Origin of the sequence: Synechococcus sp. RSCCF101 (assembly GCF_008807075.1) — a bacterium.
Classification (GTDB): Bacteria; Cyanobacteriota; Cyanobacteriia; order PCC-6307; family Cyanobiaceae; genus RSCCF101.
In genome coordinates this window covers 435,570-455,836 of record NZ_CP035632.1, presented here as the reverse complement: position 1 = coordinate 455,836, position 20,267 = coordinate 435,570, and the positions used below count along the sequence as shown (strand labels likewise).

At 58.7% G+C, this 20,267-nt stretch carries 17 protein-coding genes and 2 pseudogenes; 11 read left to right on the top strand and 8 right to left on the bottom strand.

The features are described 5' to 3' along the window. Window positions 1-56: 56 nt before the first annotated feature. Both EVJ50_RS14830 and EVJ50_RS14825 read right to left on the bottom strand, forming a co-directional pair. On the bottom strand, window positions 57-1,025 hold the full coding sequence (locus tag EVJ50_RS14830; protein WP_225323035.1) for an IS3 family transposase: 969 nt from the start codon (window positions 1,023-1,025) through the stop codon (window positions 57-59). 32 nt (window positions 1,026-1,057) lie between these two features. Then, window positions 1,058-1,564 (bottom strand): transposase, encoded by a 507-nt coding sequence (locus EVJ50_RS14825; protein ID WP_150882165.1) that lies wholly within the window; start codon window positions 1,562-1,564, stop codon window positions 1,058-1,060. Window positions 1,565-1,642: 78 nt separating this feature from the next. Here EVJ50_RS14825 and istB point away from each other — a divergent pair, with 78 nt between their 5' ends. Further along, a complete protein-coding gene (istB, locus tag EVJ50_RS02215; protein WP_150882164.1) occupies window positions 1,643-2,290 on the top strand; it encodes an IS21-like element helper ATPase IstB in 648 nt (215 codons plus the stop codon). A gap of 230 nt (window positions 2,291-2,520) precedes the next feature. Then, window positions 2,521-3,669, top strand: a pseudogene (locus EVJ50_RS02210) (transposase); the annotation flags it as partial. A gap of 1,149 nt (window positions 3,670-4,818) precedes the next feature. Here EVJ50_RS02210 and EVJ50_RS02205 read toward each other — a convergent pair. Together EVJ50_RS02205 and EVJ50_RS02200 are read right to left on the bottom strand one after the other, a co-directional pair. Beyond that, complete coding sequence (locus tag EVJ50_RS02205) at window positions 4,819-5,064, bottom strand: hypothetical protein (RefSeq protein WP_150882163.1); 246 nt, start codon at window positions 5,062-5,064, stop codon at window positions 4,819-4,821. 113 nt (window positions 5,065-5,177) lie between these two features. Beyond that, window positions 5,178-5,411 (bottom strand): annotated as a pseudogene (locus EVJ50_RS02200) (IS5/IS1182 family transposase); the annotation flags it as partial. Window positions 5,412-5,532: 121 nt separating this feature from the next. Between EVJ50_RS02200 and EVJ50_RS02195 the strand changes: the two are divergent. The 3 genes from EVJ50_RS02195 (at window position 5,533) to EVJ50_RS02185 (ending at window position 9,504) form a co-directional block, all read left to right on the top strand. Then, window positions 5,533-6,390 (top strand): DUF924 family protein, encoded by an 858-nt coding sequence (locus EVJ50_RS02195; RefSeq protein ID WP_150882162.1) that lies wholly within the window; start codon window positions 5,533-5,535, stop codon window positions 6,388-6,390. A gap of 50 nt (window positions 6,391-6,440) precedes the next feature. Next, window positions 6,441-8,660 (top strand): cation:dicarboxylate symporter family transporter, encoded by a 2,220-nt coding sequence (locus EVJ50_RS02190; protein WP_150882161.1) that lies wholly within the window; start codon window positions 6,441-6,443, stop codon window positions 8,658-8,660. A gap of 391 nt (window positions 8,661-9,051) precedes the next feature. Continuing rightward, complete coding sequence (locus EVJ50_RS02185; protein WP_150882160.1) at window positions 9,052-9,504, top strand: transposase family protein; 453 nt, start codon at window positions 9,052-9,054, stop codon at window positions 9,502-9,504. 33 nt (window positions 9,505-9,537) lie between these two features. Here the strand turns inward: EVJ50_RS02185 and EVJ50_RS02180 are convergent. Beyond that, a protein-coding gene (locus EVJ50_RS02180) for an IS3 family transposase (protein ID WP_370455565.1) occupies window positions 9,538-11,129 on the bottom strand; the annotation gives its coding sequence in 2 pieces (ribosomal slippage) (window positions 9,538-10,656 and window positions 10,659-11,129; 1,590 coding nt in all). Window positions 11,130-11,220: 91 nt separating this feature from the next. Between EVJ50_RS02180 and EVJ50_RS02170 the strand changes: the two genes are divergently transcribed. Both EVJ50_RS02170 and EVJ50_RS02165 read left to right on the top strand, forming a co-directional pair. After that, window positions 11,221-11,856, top strand: coding sequence for a hypothetical protein (locus EVJ50_RS02170; protein ID WP_150882157.1), 636 nt, complete (start codon window positions 11,221-11,223; stop codon window positions 11,854-11,856). Window positions 11,857-11,908: 52 nt separating this feature from the next. Then, window positions 11,909-12,142, top strand: coding sequence for a hypothetical protein (locus EVJ50_RS02165; RefSeq protein WP_150882156.1), 234 nt, complete (start codon window positions 11,909-11,911; stop codon window positions 12,140-12,142). An 85-nt stretch (window positions 12,143-12,227) separates the two neighbouring features. Here EVJ50_RS02165 and EVJ50_RS02160 read toward each other — a convergent pair whose 3' ends face one another. Further along, window positions 12,228-12,797 carry a uridine kinase gene (locus EVJ50_RS02160; RefSeq protein WP_150882155.1) on the bottom strand — a complete coding sequence of 190 codons (570 nt, stop codon included), beginning with the start codon at window positions 12,795-12,797 and terminating at the stop codon, window positions 12,228-12,230. Between the two features lie 199 nt (window positions 12,798-12,996). Between EVJ50_RS02160 and EVJ50_RS02155 the strand changes: the two genes are divergently transcribed. Further along, entirely contained in the window at window positions 12,997-13,710 is a 714-nt protein-coding gene (locus EVJ50_RS02155) for a tyrosine-type recombinase/integrase (protein ID WP_225323034.1), read from the top strand. Between the two features lie 32 nt (window positions 13,711-13,742). On the opposite strand, the gene EVJ50_RS02150 is transcribed toward EVJ50_RS02155, so the two are convergent. Next, on the bottom strand, window positions 13,743-13,961 hold the full coding sequence (locus EVJ50_RS02150; RefSeq protein WP_150882153.1) for a hypothetical protein: 219 nt from the start codon (window positions 13,959-13,961) through the stop codon (window positions 13,743-13,745). A gap of 376 nt (window positions 13,962-14,337) precedes the next feature. Between EVJ50_RS02150 and EVJ50_RS02145 the strand changes: the two genes are divergently transcribed. Both EVJ50_RS02145 and EVJ50_RS02140 read left to right on the top strand, forming a co-directional pair. Beyond that, window positions 14,338-16,617, top strand: a complete 2,280-nt coding sequence (locus EVJ50_RS02145; protein WP_150882152.1) for an ATP-dependent RecD-like DNA helicase — start codon at window positions 14,338-14,340, stop codon at window positions 16,615-16,617. A gap of 234 nt (window positions 16,618-16,851) precedes the next feature. After that, window positions 16,852-17,595, top strand: a complete 744-nt coding sequence (locus tag EVJ50_RS02140; RefSeq protein ID WP_150884789.1) for a prohibitin family protein — start codon at window positions 16,852-16,854, stop codon at window positions 17,593-17,595. Window positions 17,596-18,056: 461 nt separating this feature from the next. Here EVJ50_RS02140 and EVJ50_RS02135 read toward each other — a convergent pair whose 3' ends face one another. Continuing rightward, complete coding sequence (locus tag EVJ50_RS02135) at window positions 18,057-18,725, bottom strand: phosphoribosyltransferase (protein WP_150882151.1); 669 nt, start codon at window positions 18,723-18,725, stop codon at window positions 18,057-18,059. A 384-nt stretch (window positions 18,726-19,109) separates the two neighbouring features. Between EVJ50_RS02135 and EVJ50_RS02130 the strand changes: the two genes are divergently transcribed. After that, window positions 19,110-19,538, top strand: coding sequence for an Hsp20/alpha crystallin family protein (locus EVJ50_RS02130; protein ID WP_225323033.1), 429 nt, complete (start codon window positions 19,110-19,112; stop codon window positions 19,536-19,538). The last annotated feature ends 729 nt before the right edge of the window (window positions 19,539-20,267 follow it).

Below are 20,267 nucleotides of genomic sequence, written 5' to 3'. Positions count from 1 at the left end.
AGTGCCCTCTGCGGCTCTTCTGGTGGCTTGTTGATCCACACCACCGCTGGCTGACGCTAGCAGCGGGTGGATCGGCTCCATCGACGCGGGTGCTTCTGCCGGGCCTTCTCGTAGACATCGGCACGACGCCGGCAGAGTTCGGCCGCATCCCCGCTGTGGCGCTGGTCCGGCGTCACGAACTTGATGCCGCTGTGGCGGTGCTGGTGGTTGTACCAATCCACGAACGACGCCACCCACTCGCAGGCCTCTGCCTTGCTGGTGAATGGCCTTTTCGGGTAGTCAGGACGGTATTTGACGGTTCGGAACAGGGATTCCGAGTAGGGATTGTCGTTCGACACCCGGGGCCGGGAGAACGAACGCAGCACCCCCAGCTCTTCCAACCGGGCCTCGAGGGTGGCGGCCCGCATGGCGTTGCCGTTGTCGGCGTGGAGAACCAGCGGTTGGCGGCAGCCTCTGCTGATCCGCTCCCGCAGGCAGGCCCGACCCACCAGGTCAGCGGCGATCTGCGCGTCTTCTCGTTCGGCGACATCCCAGGCCACCACCTTGCGGCTCCAGACGTCGATCACCAGATAGAGGTACAGCCACACACCCCGCACCGTGGTGGGCAGATAGGTGATGTCCCACGACCACACAGCATTGGGGCGATCCGCTCGCAGCCGTGGCACAGGCCGTGGCTCCTGTGGTGGTCGTGCACGGCCCCGGCGATGGGCCTGACCATGCGCGTGCAGCACCCGGTACAAGCTGGACTCGGAGCCGATGAACAGGTCCTGATCGGCCAGTGCGGGCACGATCTGTCCCGGCGGCAGCGAGGCGTACTCCGGTTGGTTGCAGGTGAGCAGGATCCGCTGGCGTTCTTCCTCGCTCAGGCGGTGGGCGACATGGCGAGGGCTGCCTCTACGGCGGTCTTCTCCGTCCCCATCACCCAGAAAGGCCTTCCGCCAGCGCTTGAGGGTGCGCAGGGAAATGCCGATCTCCCCGCAGGCAGCGCTGAGGGTGGCTCCGCTGGCCTTGGCCTCACCGATCAACGCGATCGCCTTTTGCCGATGCGCGGCACTCGTCAGCCTTCCGCGTCCTCCGAGCAGAAGGCCTCCCACTTTTTTCGCAGCACCAGCAGTGCTGCTGCCTCCGCCAGGGCCTTCTCCTTGCGCTGCAGCTCCTTCTTGAGGGCCTTGATCTCTCGCTGGTCCCGGGCGCGGAGCCTCTCCAGATCCTTCTGCTCGGCCCTCGTCAGCACTGGCGCGGCGTTGGCATCGGTGGCGGCCTGACGCCAGCGGCTCACCTGCTCAGGGAACAGCCCCCGCTCACGGCAGTAGGCACCGAGCTCGGTGTCGTTGAGGCCAGCGGTCTCCAGCACCACCGTGAACTTGTCGGCAGCGCTCCAGCCTTCTGGCTCCCTCTCGGATGCGGGCACCACCTCTCCCTGCAGACGCCAGGCCTTTCTCCAGTTGTAGAGGGTCACCACGTGGATGCCCAGCTCCTCGGAAATCCGAGCCACGCTCTGTCGCTCGGGCGGGCTCATTCGTCTCTTGACATCAGCCTTGACGGCCTCGCTGTAACGACGCATTGAACTGCTCCATCAAGCCCCCGGGTGTGCGATTGAGAGGGGTGACAACTTTCCTGAAAGCGGGGGAGCCGGTTCGAGATGGCCATGCGCCTGGCCCGTTTCCCATGCGTCCGGACGCTGGGGGGATTCGAATTCGAGGCCCAGCCCTCGATCGATCCCGCCCAGATCCGGGAGCTGGCCACCTGCCGCTGGATCGCCAACGGCGACAACCTGGTCCTGCTCGGCCCACCCGGGGTGGGGAAGACCCCTCTGGAGGTGGCGCTGGGACGGGAGGCGATCCGTCTGGGCCACAGCGTGCTGTTCTGTTCCGCCGCCGAGCTGATCGGCAGCCTGGCGCGGGCCCAGCAGCAGGGCGAACTGGCGCGGCAGCTCACGTACTACGGCAAGCCGAGGCTGCTGATCATCGACGAGCTGGGCTATCTGCCCCTGGAGCACGACGCCGCTTACCTGTTCTTCCAGCTGATCTCCCGCCGCTATGAGCAGGGCAGCGTGCTGATCAGCTCCAATCGGGCGGTCACGGAGTGGGGAGAGGTGTTCGGTGATCAGGTGGTCGCCACCGCGATCCTCGATCGCTTGCTGCACCACAGCCATGTGCTGACGATCCGGGGCGACAGCTACCGGCTCAGGGAAAAGCGCCGATCGGGCCTGATCCGCTCACCGCAGGCCACCGCCCCCAGCTCCGGAGCCAACAGCAGTGCTTCCCCATCCCCAGAAGAGAAGTCCTGAGGGCGGAACCGTCACCCCACCTGGGGCAACCGACTCTCAGGACCAGTCACCAGTCACCAGCCAACGACCAACACCGATGAGCACAACGAACGACCGCTGCACAGCAGCCATCAGCACCAAGCAGACAACAGACCATCAGCCAACGGAAGGGTCGCTGACCGCCGCATCCAGTGAGGACTTTTTCGTGTCGGCAGTGAGGACTTTCCGCATGTCGGTTGACAACAATCGTTCCATCGATGCTGGTCCATTTCCGCAAGCGATTACCGGAGTCGGTGGTGAACGACTGCAACGAGCGGATCGTGCGACATGGATTGAATGTCATCCAAGCTGCGGCTTCCAGTGATGACGAGGATCCTGGCCGCGGTGGTGGGTCTGTCAGCGGGGGCGAACGGCCGCCCCAGCCAGATGTGTCATCTCAGAACCAGGGCACGCTTCTGATCGACGCCACCTGCGTCCCGGCCGACATCCGTTACCCAACCGATCTGTCTCTGCTCAATGAAGCCAGGGAAGTCACCGAGCGGCTGATTGATGCGATGCATCCGCAGGTCAGCGACTGCTTTGGCGGCAAGCCACGCACCCACCGAAAGAAAGCCAGACAGCAGTTCCTGGCGGTAGCCCGGAAGAAGCGACCCCGCATCAGCAAGATCCGCAAGGCCATTGGACAGCAACTGGGTCACCTGGACCACAACCTGGCCAGCATCGATGACCTGATCGCCTGCGGTGGCTGCCTTCTGGCCGCAGGTCGCCACTGGTACCGCAAGCTGCTGGTGGCCAGTGAGCTGGTCCGGCAGCAGAAGATTCTCCATCACTCCGGCAGCCGTAGCATCCCCGATCGGATCGTCAGCCTGGTTCAATCTCACATCAGGCCAATTGTTCGAGGCAAAGCCAGGAGCAATGTCGAATTCGGAGCGAAGATCTCAATCTCGCTGACTGGCAATGGATTTGCGTTCCTGGATCGTCTCAGCTATTCGCCCTACAACGAAGGAGAAGACCTCAAGGGCCAAGCCAGAGCTTACCGGCGCCGATATGGTCATTATCCAGAAGTCATCTGTGCCGATCAGATCTATCGGACCAGGGCAAATCGCGCCTTCTGCCGGCGTCATGACATTCGCCTGAGTGGTCCTCGCCTCGGTCGGCCCAAGAATGATCCCGATCTGGTGGCAGCCGAGAGACAGCAATTTGCCGCAGATCAGCGGCAGCGTAATGCGGTGGAGGGCAAATTCGGCCAGGGCAAACGCCGTTTTGGCCTGGCCCTGATCCGTGAGAAGCTGGCAGCAACTCAGGGTTCAGCGATTGCGATCAATGTGCTGGTGATGAACCTGGAGAAGCTGCTGGAGCTTCTTTTTGCCCTTGTCATGCTTTGGCTGCAGGTTCTCCTGGGGACAGAGGTCGTTGATGGAAGCGACTCTGCGGCCTCTGATTACAACGCGGTGCCGGCCTGATGAACAGCCGTGCAGGAGAACTGGCGACCGTCCACTGCGCTCTTGCTTGGCGTGTGGGCTTTTCAGGAAGCCCTAATTATATATTGCCTAGCCCCAACTGTGTCTGCCGTCTCCTTGGTTACGCGTGTAGCAGGTGACGGTACAGCGCCTTGACCCTTCATTGAGACTGCACACGATAGGCCTAGAGGCTTGATTCCTGTCAGAGTATGACTCCCTCCACCAATAGTCGACAGGTCGACTGTAACCCGATTATGGAAGATTGCTGGGGTTACAAGAGGACCTTTGCGTGCAGAGACCTGACATTGATTCCACGAATCGAGGATAGCCTTACTTGCACGTCGCATTTCTTCCTGTGAGTATGAGCTCCCTTCTGCATAGTCCTTGTTTGTCTCACACCATTGCTCAATCTGTCGGAGTGCTGGTCGCGACTAACTTCTGCACCAGCGCTTTTAGGGATAAGCCTCAGGTGAGCTTCTGCTCGGATATCATCGTTATAAGCATAACTCTTATTGGCGCAATACTTTTGATACTCATACGTTAACTGATCCGACGCAGTAAACTTCGACTCACTCTCCATAATGTCTCGTTCCAGCAGCTTATTGCAATGCATAAACTCTGATGCAGACACCGCAGAAGAGAAGGCAACCGCTAGCACAACAGGGGCAATATGTGGTATGTCCATTAGTAGCTCCTAGGTGAAAGTGCAGCAAGCGAGATACATGCCAATAAGCGTAAGCCTTGGATGTGTTCTCTCATGTAAGACTAGACATCACCATGTGCACTTCAAGCATGTTTTACCTAGCGTGATGCAGGTGCTGGCATCTCCTAACCATCCATTAGGGGTCAGGCAATTGACAGCTCAGAGGTTCCCAACGTCCTGTGAAATTAATAACTATGCCAATGGCGCCTAGCTTCAAACCAGTGCAACTGTCTCTGTCTGACTTTCCAGGTGGTCATGATATCGCTTACGCTTCACTGATACTAAGGACTGACCAGCCTTGAATCCGTAAGTAGGGCTTCCTGAAAAGTCCACACGCTCAGCACCAGCGCGTTTGCCGATCGGGAGTCCTGCTGCACGACTGTTCATCAGGCAGGAACCACGCGGTAGCCACAGGCCGCAGATTCCCGCGCATCAGCGACCTCTGTGCCAAGGAGAACCCGCGACCAGAAGGCGACAAGGACAAAAAGAAGCTCCAGCAGCTTCTCCAGGTTCATCACCAGCACATTGATCGCAATCGCTGAACCCTGAGTTGCTGCCAGCTTCTCACGGATCAAGCGAGTGTCTCTCGCCAGCCGGGTTGACAGGTGGAGGTGGGTGTACAACATGCTCATGCCGTATTCGGCCCTTCAGGGCCTCCGCTCCTGGAGACAGCTCAACAAGGAGCTGCCGCATGACCATGACCACGCACTCTCATAAAGCCTGGACCGATGAAGGGGGTCACGTCAGGATCATCCGGGCTCAAGCCGATAAACCAGCAAAACAACAGGTTGTAGTTGAGCTGCTCCAAAAGTGAGGCCAGCAGCAACTGCTCCGGCGGAACTGATGGTCGGCCTTCTGAGGCGCATAGATCTCCAAAGGGTGGATTGAGGCGATGGAGAGCCTGATTCAGCAACCTGAAGATACAGAGCAAGGGATGGCTAGCCAGGATCCGGTCCTCGATCGTGACGTAGGAAAACAGTCAAGGGCTACGCTTCTGATGACCTCTCATCTCATATGGGCCGTTTATCCATTATGGCAGATTTCGGAGTGTCACTCGGCAGACGATTAACCTACTAGAGTGTGGTGAAGAGTTTTCCACAATGAGTCAGCCTACGTACCGGCTTCTCTGTTCCCTCGCACTAGGAGTTGCTTGCATTCTCCCTTTCGCCCGTTTCGCCGCTGCGGATGAAAACGTTTTTGCCGGTCAGCTCTCAGAGACCCTGGATGAGGGGGCGAACGGTACGGCATGCGCAGACGTCACGTTCAAAGCACGCCAGAGACATCTAGCGAGTACAGACCCCGCAGCAATGACAGTACTTCGTTTCTGGTTTGAAGAGTGGGATGAAGACATGATTGAGGGCGGAAAAGGGCGATATAATGAAAAATGGTTTCCCCACGGCGCGAAAGGGATTGAGGGAAGCAAGGAGGTCGACAGGATTATAAGGGAGAGATTCATGACCATCTTTGAGGCCGCAACGAATGAAGGCTCAGGGCACTTGGTTCAGGGGTGGGATATTCGGAGTAATCCATATGAGAACCTGGCTTTCATCCTCTTGATCGATCAGTTTGCAAGGAATATGTTTCGAGGTACTGAGCGTTCCTATCGGCATGATCACCTAGCACTACAAGCGGCCAGAATCAACCTCCAGAAATGCTTCTATTCCTTTTATTTTACTGGTTATCAGAAGCTCTTCGTGGTTTATCCGTTCATGCACGATGAAGAATTGAACTCACAGATCATCTCATTGCTCTATCTCAGAAGGCTTAATGAAGACGATGACCACCAGTTTGAGTTTCTCAACGCTTTTGAAAAAGGGATGGAGCACTTTCAGATCATTTTAATGTTTGGTCGTTTTCCCCATCGAAATGTCAGACGTGGACGTCCAAGCACTGCTCAAGAGGAGACATATCTTGAAAGATATGGAGAGCCTGGGTTTATTGATGGTTCGAAGTGGTAGCACTCTCCTGCTAAACACCTCAGCACTCATTCAAGAGAACTTATCAAGGTATGAATCGCTCTCTGCGACTGCGACTCCAATTACCATGGAATTATGATCTGCCGACGCAAGTTCTACTGGGCTTCATCCTAGGCATTCTTGCCGGAATATTGGTTGGAGAGATGGCTGAGTCTCTCCAGTTCATTGGAGACATCTATATCCGACTCATACAGATGCCAGTACTTCCCTACATCATTACTTCGCTGGTGGCAGGTCTGGGTAAACTTGACTATAGAGAAGCTAGGACACTGTTCACTAGAGCTGGGTTCGTGATGGTTGTCCTCTGGAGCATCGTTATCTTTCAGCTACTGATTGTCCCTCTTGCATTTCCTGCTTGGGATGCGTCGTCTTTCTTCAGTAGCAGTCTACTCAACGAAGCCAAGGCGATCAGTTTTCTTGATCTTTTCGTGCCGAGCAATCCCTTCGCGGCGATGGCCCAGACGATTATTCCAGCTGTTGTTCTCTTCAGCATCACATTGGGTCTAGCCATCATTGGAATTCCAGAGAAGGGAAGGTTGGTCGAATATATGGATGGGCTCACACGAGCCCTGACGCGGATCGTCAACTTCGTGGCAAGGCTTAGTCCAATAGGCGTATTTGCTATCAGCGCCAGTGCTGCTGGCACTCTTAATCCCGATGACTTTGGGAGACTCCAAGTCTATATTGTAGTGCAAGCAGCTATGGCTCTTTTCCTTTCCTTTTGGGTGCTGCCGGGCCTGATAACGATCCTTACAGGAATATCTTATCGTAAGCTCCTTACTCCCTTACAGACATCTCTTGTTACGGCCTTTGCGACAGCAAACCTGTTGATCGTCTTGCCATCACTAGTTGAGACGAGTCAGCGTTTGTTTAAAGAGCTTGCGTCTAGTACTGAAGCTGAAGAAGGTCGATCTGCGATTGAAGTCCTCGTCCCGACATCCTTCAACTTTCCCAGCACGGGTCGTCTTCTTACCCTGTTCTTTCTGCCTTTCGCGGCCTGGTATGGAGGCTCACAGCTGCCTTGGAATGACTACCCAGTCTTGATCTCTGCTGGCATTGCAAGCCTGTTTGGCAGCTCAGTTGTATCGGTACAGTTCCTCCTTGATTCGCTGCAACTACCTGCAGATATGCTGCAGCTCTATATCGCTGCAGACGTCTCGTCTTCTAGGTTTACAACTCTAGTGGCGGCTGTTCATACCGTGGCTATAGCGCTACTGGGTACCTGCGCTATGACTGGGTCGCTCAAATTTCCCCGCCGCAGACTGATCCGCTTCTCGCTGGCTACTGTACTTCTTAACCTGATGCTTGTTGGCATCATCCAGGTTGGTTTTACCTACGGATTCTCGGATGGCTATACGAAAGATCAGCTGCTCAAGAGTCTTGGTTTTCTGCGCGCCAGACCATCAAGCCCGGCCCCAGTCGATAGGTCATTTCTGACATCTGACTCGCAGTGGCCGTCAGCAGCTAATGCAAACAAAGCTGCATATCCTCCTGCAGTCTTGCGCGCATGTTATAAACCCAATACATATCCCCTGGCGTTCACCAACAATTCAGATCAACTTGTTGGTTTTAACATTGAGATGGCTTATCTCATGGCCAAGAGCCTTGAGCGTGATCTCACGCTGGTACCAATTCCATCACGGGTGAGATCAGCAGAAGAACTGGCATCCTTTCTTCGGCTTGCTCAGTGCAATATCAGTGTTAACGAAACGCCTGTTACCCCAGATCGAATCGGCTGGATCGACTTTGCTCCGGCAATCAAGAACTATTCGCTGGGGTTCGTGATGCCCGACTATGCAAGAGGCGACTTCAGTGACTGGACCAAGATCAAACGTCTTGGTTCCGTACGTATTGGTGTGACAGCGGACGTTCCCTACTACGAGACGCTGCTTCAAACGATGCTCCCTGAGGCAAAGCTTATTGCTGTCGACTCACCAGATGTGTTACTTGATCCGGAGAAGTCTGGATATCTTGATGCGCTTGCAACCTCTGCGGAAACGGGATCTGCCTGGACCCTCTTACACCCGAGCTATGGAGTCACTATCCCAAAACCACTGGTGTCTGTGCCAGTCGCCTATCCTTTACCAAAGACTGATGATCAGCTGAATGAGATTATTTCAACATGGGTTCGCCTAAAGCTCTCTGATAGAACGATCGATGATCTGTTCGGCTACTGGATTGAAGGCAATGTCGATGAAGTCACTCCACCACGTTGGTCTGTCCTTCGGGACGTTCTGGGCTGGGTTCATTAATGGCGGCCTATGGCTATGAACTGGCCTTTCGCTATTGACGCTGAGATGACTCTGCAGTTCCCAGGCAGTGTGCAACTCATCGCCTGCGTTTGTACTGAGTCTGTTTTGGCGCGACAAACAAGATGTTGTGACACTTCTGCCACGGCTTGCCATTCTTATGGTCACTGGGTTATACCCACCCGCTTCTCAGTCTTCGAGGGACAGCGGGTGTGGTAGAAGCTCCATGTCTCGCTACCACACCGAGCAGATGATCGAGTTCTGCGTCGGAGGGCGACCGCCGGGGCGCCCGGCCCGCTTGGGGGATGAGCCCAGGGCTGATTCAAAGTTCGGCACAGCAATCCTTGCCACGGCTGCCAGCATGGGCTGAGGTCAGCGGGATCGCTCCGTCTCCGTGCCCCAGATCGCCTCTGACGCAACTGATCTCGACCTGATCACCTACCTCCGGGCTATTCCTGATGCCCGCATGCGCCGGGGCGTTCGCATCCCGGCCTGGTACCTGCTCCTGGTGGCGGTTCTCGGAATCCTGAGCCGGTGCGAGAGCCTCCGGGATCTGGAGCGCTTTGCCCGGCGCCATCACGCTGTTCTCATCGAGGCGCTTGGGATCGAACTGCGGCGCCCACCGTCTGATTCCGCCTTCCGCTACTTCTTCCTGCAGGTGGATGTCACGGCCGTCTGCGATGCCATTCGCGACTGGACGATCGCTCAGATCCCTGATGGTGCGGCCGATCTCGATCAGCTGGTGTGTGACGGCAAGACGTTGCGGGGCTCGGCAGAGCCCACCGCTGGCGGTGGCTCGGCCTTCATTGCCCAGGTGACGCTCTACTCCGCGGCCCTGGGCCGGTGACTTTCAGGAAAGTTGTCACTCCTGGGCTGCTCTTCAGGCGGCCTGACCCAATGGTATGGCCAGTGCCCTCTGCGGCTCTTCTGGTGGCTTGTTGATCCACACCACCGCTGGCTGACGCCAGCAGCGGGTGGATCGGCTCCATCGACGCGGGTGCTTCTGCCGGGCCTTCTCGTAGACATCGGCACGACGCCGGCAGAGTTCGGCCGCATCCCCGCTGTGGCGCTGGTCCGGCGTCACGAACTTGATGCCGCTGTGGCGGTGCTGGTGGTTGTACCAATCCACGAACGACGCCACCCACTCGCAGGCCTCTGCCTTGCTGGTGAATGGCCTTTTCGGGTAGTCAGGACGGTATTTGACGGTTCGGAACAGGGATTCCGAGTAGGGATTGTCGTTCGACACCCGGGGCCGGGAGAACGAACGCAGCACCCCCAGCTCTTCCAACCGGGCCTCGAGGGTGGCGGCCCGCATGGCGTTGCCGTTGTCGGCGTGGAGAACCAGCGGTTGGCGGCAGCCTCTGCTGATCCGCTCCCGCAGGCAGGCCCGACCCACCAGGTCAGCGGCGATCTGCGCGTCTTCTCGTTCGGCGACATCCCAGGCCACCACCTTGCGGCTCCAGACGTCGATCACCAGATAGAGGTACAGCCACACACCCCGCACCGTGGTGGGCAGATAGGTGATGTCCCACGACCACACAGCATTGGGGCGATCCGCTCGCAGCCGTGGCACAGGCCGTGGCTCCTGTGGTGGTCGTGCACGGCCCCGGCGATGGGCCTGACCATGCGCGTGCAGCACCCGGTACAAGCTGGACTCGGAGCCGATGAACAGGTCCTGATCGGCCAGTGCGGGCACGATCTGTCCCGGCGGCAGCGAGGCGTACTCCGGTTGGTTGCAGGTGAGCAGGATCCGCTGGCGTTCTTCCTCGCTCAGGCGGTGGGCGACATGGCGAGGGCTGCCTCTACGGCGGTCTTCTCCGTCCCCATCACCCAGAAAGGCCTTCCGCCAGCGCTTGAGGGTGCGCAGGGAAATGCCGATCTCCCCGCAGGCAGCGCTGAGGGTGGCTCCGCTGGCCTTGGCCTCACCGATCAACGCGATCGCCTTTTGCCGATGCGCGGCACTCGTCAGCCTTCCGCGTCCTCCGAGCAGAAGGCCTCCCACTTTTTTCGCAGCACCAGCAGTGCTGCTGCCTCCGCCAGGGCCTTCTCCTTGCGCTGCAGCTCCTTCTTGAGGGCCTTGATCTCTCGCTGGTCCCGGGCGCGGAGCCTCTCCAGATCCTTCTGCTCGGCCCTCGTCAGCACTGGCGCGGCGTTGGCATCGGTGGCGGCCTGACGCCAGCGGCTCACCTGCTCAGGGAACAGCCCCCGCTCACGGCAGTAGGCACCGAGCTCGGTGTCGTTGACTCCAGCGGTCTCCAGCACCACCGTGAACTTGTCGGCAGCGCTCCAGCCTTCTGGCTCCCTCTCGGATGCGGGCACCACCTCTCCCTGCAGACGCCAGGCCTTTCTCCAGTTGTAGAGGGTCACCACGTGGATGCCCAGCTCCTCGGAAATCCGAGCCACGCTCTGTCGCTCGGGCGGGCTCATTCGTCTCTTGACATCAGCCTTGACGGCCTCGCTGTAACAACGCATTGATCGATTCCATCAGGCCCCCTGGTGGGTGAAGTGGTCGGGATGGAGAGGCGTCATCTTTCCTGGCAGAGGGGGTGCCCTCACCACCAATGTGGGGAAGCTGCTGAGCTTCGCCAGCGGGGTGCAGTTTGAGCCTCCGGTCTTTGGAATCGTGCCTCCCTACTCCCTGACGATGGTGGCTCTGTGCCTGACGATGGCCTACAGCCATCACAGGGCATGGGTCCAATGCGGACGCAACAACGCCATTCTCAAGGTCGAACGACTCTCGGCGCTGGTGGATGGTGCCATCAGTGCCGGAGTTGGCGTTGCGTTCTTGCTTGCACCTCTTCTTATACCAACGCCACTGGGCCCGTTGGTTCCAGTGACCGACGCCATTCTTGTGGTGATTCAGTGCCTGCTGACCGTGAGAGATCCGTTCCTAATTCTGCAACGCAGATTCTGGGAACTCAGCGGTGCTGTGGCTGAGAGCAAGACCCGCGATTCGTTGCTGCAGGAAGCCCGGCCGTTTCTGTCTAAGGCTGGTCTGTCCGTGGTGGACCATGCCATTTTTCAGATCGGTCGCTCGGTGCAGGCCATCCTTTACGTCCATCCGACGCAGAGTGTGGCGCCAGCCGACTTCGATGGTTGTCGGGCAGCGAAAGAAGAGCGGCTCCGCCGACTCTTCCCTGTTGTAACAATTGTATTGTCAGTCACTCAGGATCCTGTGGCACGCCAGACAGACAGCTGACGCCGAAGGACGGGTTGGCTAGACAGGCAGAAGACTTCTCAGCTACTGACTGATGGACATTGAACGGCCCGGCCGCGCCCCACTCACAGAAGACCAGATGACAGTGTTGAACCATTTCCGTTCACAAGTCGAGGCCATCTTGTCCGATGGACGAGTCGATGCCGCAGAGCTGCAGACTCTTGTGCAGCGCTTTCGCGCTCATCGAGATATCAGCTCAGAGTTGATGGATGTTCTTGGTGAGCTGTGGCCTGGTGACCTTGACCTGATCAAAACCGACTGGGATTAAGCCAGGAACGATCTTCTGACCTCGGGGATGGCTCGCCAGATCTGCGACTCAGGAAGCCTTGTTGGTGAAAGCGTGGTGCTCCTCGTTAACTAATTCTGCGCCTATCGTCATTGTCATAGATCAGGGTTGCCATCTCTTTCGGTTTGTCGCGAGTCATATGGAGACGCTGTGCCGCGTGGTAGATACTATTGTAGTCCTGCAGAATCTCCTCTACCCCCAGACCTTCTTGATTGCGCTCGATGGCCCTCGCCAGGGCTGTTTCGAAGCTGCAGTCAACCCAGATGCTGTAGTCAAAGGCAAAAGGAGGCTGAAACAGAAAGATGCCTTCAAAGACAAGGATCTCGGGCCCCTTGATCTGATAGTGATAATCGACATATTCCGCCTCGTTGCCTGGTCCTGAGTGTTGGGTTATGAGATCCAAAAAACCTGTTTGCGAAAGGGGAGCAAAAACAAGATGATAGAAATCATGCAATCTGATGCCATGGTCAAGAAAATGCTGAGCTGGATCGGTCTTGCTGAACCTCTCGCATGGCCTGGCAAGCCAGCCGTCAATGCCAATGACCTCCACTGACCGGTTGCTCTCTCTCAGCCTTGTTGCAATCAGACTGCTGATATATCCCTTTCCTGATCCGTCGATCCCGGAGACACCGATCACAAATGGAGATTTTGATCGAGACTTTAGACAGATATCTTGAACCAATTCATTCATGACATCTGCATGCGGGTGGTGAGACTATACGTCTACCTGCTGTGGCTCGTCACGTTGTTCAGCAGAGGATTGACGTGACCTCCTTTATTGGTCCAGGCTTAATGAGAGTGGGTGGTCATGGTCATGGTGCAGCTCCCAGGTGAGTTTGCGGGAGATCTACTGTGGTGTGGGAAGGATTCGTTTCATAGTGAGCTCCACGGCCCAGTCTGGCCGGCTGAGGACTCTCATTCACCCTGGACCGGTTTCCGGGGTCCACGTCACCCTCACCGATCAACAGATCCTGGAGCTGCTGGACGCACTGCCTCGGGACTCAGCTGGTGAACGCTGGCGGTACGCCATCAGACTGCTGGCGGTCTACGGGCTCAGGCCAGAGGAGCTGAGGCACCTCTGCATCAAGGAGGGAACCCATGGCCCGGAGCTATGGACGACGTACCGCAAGAGCAAAGGTGGGCGCAAAGGCGAGCGAACAGAGCCACGTCGTCTCCACGCTCTGCTGCTCCGGGATTCCAGCGTAGATCCAGTCTACTGGAACCTGCAGGACTGCGTTGCCCTGGGGGCTGCGCTGCCAGCGCTTGGGAAGGAGGGGAAAGGAGGAGAGGCCGTCGGGACCTATCTCCGGCGGCAGGACTGCTGGAACAACCTGCGAACACAGGCGGAGCAACAGGCAGAGCAGCTCACCCCCTACGCCTTCCGGCACCGCTATGCCAAACGCAGCCACGCCCTCGGTCTGCCGATCGCCAACATCGCCCAGGCCATGGGGCACACCATCGAGGTGCATCTACACAGCTACGCCCGCTTCACGCCGGATGCGACGGCGGATCTGTACGAGCGCGCTAACGACAGGCCTCAGAACAGCTGAGGAAGGCAGATCAGAGACGTCCAATCAACCTCTCAGAGCTGCTGCCGAATCAGCCAGCGGGTCGCGGCCCGCTGCAGGAACCAGGCCCTGATCAACTGCTGAGTGAGCTGCTTGATGGCCTGCAGATCATCTGTTGATTCAACGGCTCGCGACATCTGCTCGATGGCAAACTGGTCGTTGAGGGTGAGTGTCATTGAGGACTTCATGATCCGGTCTCCACTATTGTGTGCAGGCGGACAGACCACATGCACGGAACCTCTTCATCCATCATGCAGGTGATCACCGTCAAAATGGGCACAGCAGACAGCTGCATCGGTGAACGGCGAGTGAACCCCTGCGGTGGTGACAACTGTCAGACATCAGATCGATTGCAGCGGAGGGACTCTGAAACGACTGAGAGAAGACTGAGACCAGGCAGCATGTTGCGATGTCAGCGTGGTCAGCAATAATCTGTGCATAGAACGACATGATCCGCAACTGAGCTGGAGAGCCCTATCGCGAGACTGTGCACCTCACAACGTGCGTTAGATCAATCGGTCCTGCGAATGCTTTGCGATCACGGGAGCAGCAGCCCAGGCTGCTTTCGGGTGCTGTTGATGCAGGCTGGGAATGCAGCGGCTCTCCTGCATGGCCGGCCCTCCTCACGCATCCGGGCCACAGGGGCAGTCGACTGAGGTGCTGGCCGGTGCGATCGAGCGCGTCACCTTCCACAACCCAGCCAACGGCTTCTGCGTTCTGCGCATCAAGGCGCGCGGCCACCGCGATCTGGTCACGCTCGTGGGCCATGCCGCCGAGATCAGCGCTGGCGAATGGATCACAGCCAGTGGCACCTGGGTGAACGACCGGCAGCACGGTCAGCAGTTCAAGGCGTCCTTCCTCAAGGCGTCGGCTCCAACCACGGCGGAAGGCATCGAGAAGTACCTGGGCTCTGGGATGATCCGCGGCATCGGCCCCATCTACGCCAGCAAGCTGGTGAGCGCCTTCGGGGCGGAGGTGTTCGATGTGATCGAGCACGCCTCCGAACGCCTGAGGGAGGTGCCCGGCATCGGCAAGGTGCGCGCAGGCCGCATCGCCCAGGCCTGGGCCGATCAGAAGGTGGTGCGCGAAATCATGGTGTTCCTCCACAGCCATGGCGTCGGCACCGCCCGTGCGGTCCGGATCTTCAAGACGTACGGCAATGACGCCGTGCAGGTGATGGCGGAGAACCCCTACCGCCTGGCGCGCGACATCCGCGGCATCGGCTTCCGCACAGCCGATGCCATCGCCGGGCGGCTCGGGATCGACCCCACAGCCATGATCCGCCTGCGGGCCGGCATCAGCTACGCGCTGATGGAAGCCAGCGGCGAGGGCCACTGCGGTCTGCCCACCGCCGAGCTGCTCGACCTGGCCGCTGAACTGCTCTCCGTCGAGCGCACCGATGAGACCGGCGCGAGCAGCCGCGTCCGTCTGGAGACCAGCCTGATCCAGAGCGCCCTGGATCTGGAGCTGAGCGAGGGCTCGGTGGTGGCAGACGAGCTGGAGGGGCAACCGGCGATCTTCCTGTTTCACCTGCACCGGGACGAGCAGGCGATCGCCACCGCAATCAGCAGCCTCAACCAGGGTGAGCCGGCGTGGGGAACGATCGATGCCGAAAGAGCCATCCCCTGGGTCGAGCAGCGCCTGGGCATCGAACTGGCGGAGAGCCAGAAGATTGCCGTTCGCCAGGCTCTGGGCTCCAGGCTGCTGGTGATCACCGGTGGTCCTGGCGTGGGCAAGACCACCCTCATCAACGCCATCCTCCAGATCCTGGCGGTCAAGAAGCTCCGCATTCAGCTCTGCGCCCCCACCGGCCGGGCAGCCAAGCGGCTGAGCGAAACCACCGGGCTGGAGGCCAAAACGATCCACCGGCTGCTGGAGTTCGATCCGACGGCCTTTGGCTTCAAGCGCAACGGTGAGCTGCCGCTGGAGGCGGATCTGGTGGTGGTCGATGAAACCTCGATGGTGGATGTCCCCCTGATGGCATCGCTCCTGGCCGCCGTCCCTCGTGAAGCGGCCCTGCTGCTGGTGGGGGATGTGGACCAACTGCCCTCCGTCGGACCCGGGCAGGTGCTGGCCGATCTGATCAACAGCGGCGCGGTGCCGGTCGCCCGGCTCAGCGAGGTGTTCCGGCAGGCCGCCAGCAGCCGCATCATCACCACCGCGCACACCATCAATGCCGGCTCCATCCCCGACCTGCGCCCGCCGCCGCCTGAGGCCACAACGGACTTCTACTTCCTGCCTGCCGAGACGCCGGAGCAGGCAGTGGAGCTGATCCTCAAAGTGGTGGGACAGCGAATTCCGGCCCGATTCGGCCTCGATCCGATCGGCCAGGTTCAGGTGCTCACACCGATGGCCCGTGGCGGCTGCGGCTCACGCTCGTTGAACATCGAGCTGCAATCACTGCTCAACCCCGATCCGGCAGAACAGGTCGAACGCTTCGGCTGGCGCTTTGCACCCGGAGACAAGGTGATGCAGATGGCCAACGACTACGAGAAGGAGGTCTTCAATGGGGATGTGGGCACCGTTGCAGCGATCGATGCCGATGCCAGCGAACTGACGGTGCGGTTCGATGCTCGCGAAGTGGTCTACGGCTGGGGAGAGCTGGACAACCTGGTGCCGGCCTACGCCTGCACGATTCACAAGAGCCAGGGCAGCGAGTACCCGGCTGTGGTGATCCCGCTGCTCACGCAGCACTACACCATGCTCCAGCGCAACCTGGTGTACACCGGCATCACGCGCGGCAAGAAGCTGGTGGTTCTGGTGGGCCAGAAGAAGGCTCTGGCGATGGCAGTCAGGAACCATCGTTCGCGGCGACGGCATACCAAGCTGGCGGACTGGCTCAGGCTGAACCAGGTGTCGAGTCGTCCGAAGTTATTCAACAGCGATTGAGGATACCGATCTACTGACCAACATGGTGAGTGAGGATGCTTAGAGACCGCCTCAACACCTCTGGCTTCATGAGGAGGGATCTGCAGGATCACTGCATCTCAGTGGTTGGCTGTCAGATCTGCCAGATGGGTCTACAACATAGATAGACGATTTTAGGGGGCATCAGTGAAACAGACCCGCATCCCTCGTCTGGTCAGTGGGGCAGGTCGATGGAGACCCCGACGGGGAGCCCGCCTGGGGATCACCGCCCTTACAGCTGGTGTGCTCTTGAGCCAGTCGCTCTTCGTCGTTCGCGCAGGCAACGTTGCCGTGGTCACCACGCTGGGAAAGGTCACCGGCAGCTCGAGATCGGCGGGCTTACATGTCAAGATCCCTTTTCTTCAGAACGTGCACCGCTTCTCGATCAAAACCCAGGTGCAACCTGAGGAATTTGCCAGTCTGACGAAGGATCTCCAGGTCATCCAGGCCACTGCGACCGTGAAGTACGCCCTCATCCCGGATGAGGCCGGGCGGGTGTATAAGCAAATTGCTTCGCAGGACGCTAACGTCTATCCGAAGATAGTGAAGCCATCACTACTCAAAGCGTTGAAGTCTGTCTTCACCCAGTACGAACTGGTCACTATCGCCGCGGAATGGGGAAGCATTTCCGAGAAGGTTGAGGATCAGGTTGGCGATGAGTTGGAGCGTTTCGGTTATGTCAGCGTGATGGGCCTTGATCTTACCGGCCTGCAGATTGCCGAGGAATACCGAGCGGCCATCGAAGAGAAACAGATTGCTCAGCAGCGCCTACTGAAAGCGCAGACTGAGGTTCGCATCGCCAACGAAGAGGCCAAGAAGTTCCGCACCCTGGCCGCCAGTCTTGATGAGCGCGTACTGTACAAACTCTTCCTTGACCAGTGGAACGGTCAGACGGCAGTTGTGCCAGGTGTGCCCGGCAGCGGCGGCAACCCACCGGTCATCGTCGATGGGAGTAGATGAACACAACCGCCACTGCTTGCATCCGTGACTTTCACTGGCAGACAGTCATTCGGTGTAATTCTCCTTCTGGCCATCCCCATCAGGTCATCACCTTTGCCACGGTGCGGCCGTACTGGTCGTTGGAGATCGGCTCGATGCGTACGCCAGTGGTCACAATCCAGCGGAGGCCCTGGACCTCAGGACACTGGGCTCAGCGCGCAGCGGGGCATCGATATAAGCCATGCGCTACCCGAATCCGTTGCGCAGCACCAGGGTATCGGCGTTGATCACATACGCCCGTGGTTGCATTGCCGGAGCCGCTGCTCACCAGCAAGGCGGCAGCGTGGACGAGGAGACCGCGCTTCACCAGCCCGCCTACAGACACTGATGCGTTCGAGATCCTTGACGCTGCTCGGGCCACCGGTGGAGGCCAGGGTCTCGATGGATGCACCAACATCACTGTCGCCTCCGCCAGGAGCCTTCTAGTGATCGTGATTGTGAGACGTCAAGAGAGCGCGTACTTCTGTGTCGGTGAGTTGGGCAAACTGTTCGTACCACTCACCGACGGACACAAGATTCGGAACTGAAGCAAGCACAAGGAGGTGATCTACTAGTTGCTTCAGTTGTCGTGCCACGACACGATCCACAACGGGTACGGCGAGAACCAGTGATGCTGGACCGACTCTCCTCAGGGACAGCAAGGCTGCTTTGACCGTCATACCGGTCGCGACCCCGTCATCCACGACAACGAGGTGGCGCCCAGTCAACAACCGTCCAGCTGGATCGCCATACAACTGCTGACGGCGCTCAAGCTCCTGCTGCTGCTCCCGCAACCAGCCGTGTCTGATCGCCGTTGTGGCACGCCATACAGCTCCACCACCGTTGCGCCACACCACCACGCCACCTGGGGCGACGGCACCCAGGGCGACCTCTGGCCACATCGGATCGGCAATCTTGCGTACAGACCAGGTGAGGAGGGGTCTACCCAGCTGTTGGGCCATCGCCGCCGCAACGGGAACCCCGCCGCGCGGCAGACCCACGATGCAGGACGAGTCACTCTCGAATCGGTCATCCCCCGCGAAGACGGTGGCCAGAGCACGACCCGCCTGCTGACGATCAGCCCAGAGTGGAGACGAGAGGTGCTCAGTCATCGCTGGACAGGGCAAGAGCAACCCTGGATTGCACGGAAGGAGGCGATTCATGCATGGGAGCGAGCAGCCATACGCGCTTCCTGATATGTAGTCGTGTAACGGCCGCTGTTACCTCTGCATCAGGTTGCCCCGCGGGTACAGAGCGTGGTCCATTCTCGCTTACTCAGGCATGTGCAGGGCAATCTACGATTCCCTTTGTACTCCGGAAATCTTCTATGGTGTGTATACCTGCCCAAACAGTACGGCTTTCTTCATCGAAGCAGCCTTGATCAGACAGCGCAGCGGGTGCAGAGTATTACTTGAGTCTAGGTGGCGTGGACAGACGCTCTATGGGGATCCTCGCTGCCTTTAGCACTGTAAACGGAGGATCAAGCTGTGAAACTCATGCGTTGGCAATCGCCACTTCGGGAGATCGATGATCTCTTTGACCGCACCGCTCGAGCGTTCGGGGGTGCGGGCCGAGATTGGTTGACCCCACAGGAGTGGAATCCACGTGTTGATATCGTCGAGAAGGACGATTGCTTCACGATCAACGCCGACCTACCAGGTGTCGACAAGGACGACCTCTCCATCACCCTTGAAGATGGTGTCCTTAGCATCAAAGGGGAACGTCACCAGGAGTGGGACGACGACAGTGGCCAGGTGCACCGGATGGAGTGCTTCCATGGTAGTTTCCATCGAAGCTTCACCATCCCAGACAACGTCGATGCGTCTGCGCTGACCGCGACAGCCAAGGATGGGCAACTGGTGATCCAGTTGCCCAAGAAGGCCAAGGAAGAAGCCTCAGAAGCACTGACCATTCCGATCGGCTGAGAGCACAAGGGCCCCGCTGGCTGAAGGCAGTTGGGCCCTTGCTGATCGCCCTGTCGGGCCTGGTTGTCTGCTGGGTCGCTCCACTGAGGTGCTAGCTCTCCACCGAAGACCTGAGGGCCGGCGATGTCACTGCAGAGTCGGCCTGCTGTTTCAATCCGTCACCTATCCAGGCCAAGAGGACACAACAATCCAGAGACGCGCTAGACCAATATGTAGAAGGTCTGCGATCCCCCCTTAGAGGCCTTCTATAGAAGGGGCGTCACGCTGCGTGCTGGACGTCCCCCCTATTCCTTGGAATGCCTCTGGTGCAGCAGTGCAAGCTTCTCCTGTTCTTGGTTGCCCTGCCCGCTCTAGACAACTGGCGCGAGTGCCAGATTGACGCTCAATCACTGCAATGCTGCAGCTGTCCCGCTCGATCGAGCCGGACGAGTTCATGGGATTGGGAATCGAACGAGGTCAACAAACTCTGTGAACGTATCCCGCTGTCGCTCACGGTCTTCCGTCAGCACCAGGGCGCGCAAGAGCTGAGGCGGGACAGTGCAACCATCCGCCTTCATCATTGAAACAGCCCTGTTAAGGCGGGTCAGGCGGGCCCACGCTCCGTCATCAAGCGAAGAGTCCAAGGGTGTGATAGAGCCCGCCTGCTACCCATTCTGACTGACAGGGAGGTCATCAGGCCGCCTTCGCCAGCTCAATGGCCAGACTCGAACCCACTACCGACTGCTGAGG